The organism is Streptomyces sp. NPDC001781 (assembly GCF_053596035.1).
On record NZ_JBSFFI010000099.1, the window covers coordinates 1 to 1,303 of the forward strand.

Consider the following 1,303-nt stretch of genomic DNA (forward strand, 5'->3'; position numbering starts at 1 on the left):
GGGCTGCACTGGGCAGGCCCAACGACGGACGCTATTCGGGAAGATCGTCTTGGTAGACCACGGAGACAGCTCGCATGCCCAGTGCTTCGTAGAAGCCGCGCCCGCCTTGATTGCCCGGCAAGCAGTGGACGATCAACGGCGCCAGTCCGTGTTCCCTCGCCCAGCTGCGGACGTGGTCGACGAGTACGCGCCCCATGCCGTTGCCGCGGTGCTCCGGTGCTACCCACAGCTCGTGGATCACACAGCAGCCGTGTTCGTCCGGACCAGCCAGGATGTAGCCGTGTTCGGTGCCGTACTTCATCCCGTTTGTTGGGGCCTGACGGTCGGGGTCGAACGGCACAGTCACGCGCTCCAGGGCCGGTGGTGGACTCGGTCTTTTCGGTTCCGGGGTGGCGGAGACGACGCGGGCTCTCGCTCGCGCTTCACGGCCCCGCGCGGCCGTCGTGCCTTCCGGGCGGTCGCCGTCACCCCCAGTCGACGACGATCCGGTTGAGCGGGGTGTCCAGCGCGAAGAGACCGGGCCGCTGCTCGAGGGGCGGCGCCTGCAAGGGAAGGATCTCGAACGCAGCCTCGCGGCCGCGGTATTCGCGGTCCCAGGTACGGATCAGGCCGGCGACGTGTGCGGCGAGTTGCGCGCTGCCGGGGCCGTGGCCGATGACGCCGAACTCCCACAGCCTGCCGCCGCCGGGGGCCGTGCGATCCAGCGGGTGGCGGGCGGCGGGCGAGGTAGGTGACCGCTCCCCCGTCCACGGCGGCCGTGGAGGACGGGTAGGGGTCCTCGGTGAGCAGCGTGCCCCGGGCGTCCCTCGGGAACAGCATCCGGATCAGGCCGGACGGCAGGGTGCAGGTCAGGAAGAGTTCCATCCATTCCGGGGACTCCATGGCGCGCACCGTCATGCCGGTCCGCTCCTCGATGCGCGGCTGCGCCAGGACATCGGCGAGCGCGTCCTCGTCGAGCCGTTCGGCGGCCGGGGTCTGGAGCCGCACGGTGCCCTCACGCGTGAGCGGGACGAGCCGGCGGGCGTCGTCGGCGATGCCGCGGCGCAGCGGCATGAAGGTGTTCATGGCCGAGTCGAGCGAGCGCCAGCGGCCGTCGCGGCGTTCGTAGGCGATGGAGCGCGCCACGGTTCCCTTGAGGCGCTGCGGGGTGACGAGGCGGCCGCCGGGGGCTAGTTGGTTCAGCCAGGCGTGCGGGATGCCGTGCGCGCCGACGGTCGCGATGATCAGGTCGAACGGCGCGCCCTCGGCATGTCCCAGGGCGCCGTCCCGGGTGGCGACGTCGACGCCTGTGACGCCGGCGGCC

The 1,303-nt window shown here is 71.8% G+C and carries 1 protein-coding gene and 1 pseudogene; both read right to left on the bottom strand.

Going from position 1 to position 1,303, the window contains the following annotated elements:
- Positions 1-31 precede the first annotated feature (31 nt).
- Complete coding sequence (locus ACWCV3_RS28945; RefSeq protein WP_451230336.1) at positions 32-346, bottom strand: GNAT family N-acetyltransferase; 315 nt, start codon at positions 344-346, stop codon at positions 32-34.
- Positions 347-464: 118 nt separating this feature from the next.
- A pseudogene (locus ACWCV3_RS28950) lies at positions 465-1,303 on the bottom strand (methyltransferase, FxLD system); the annotation flags it as partial.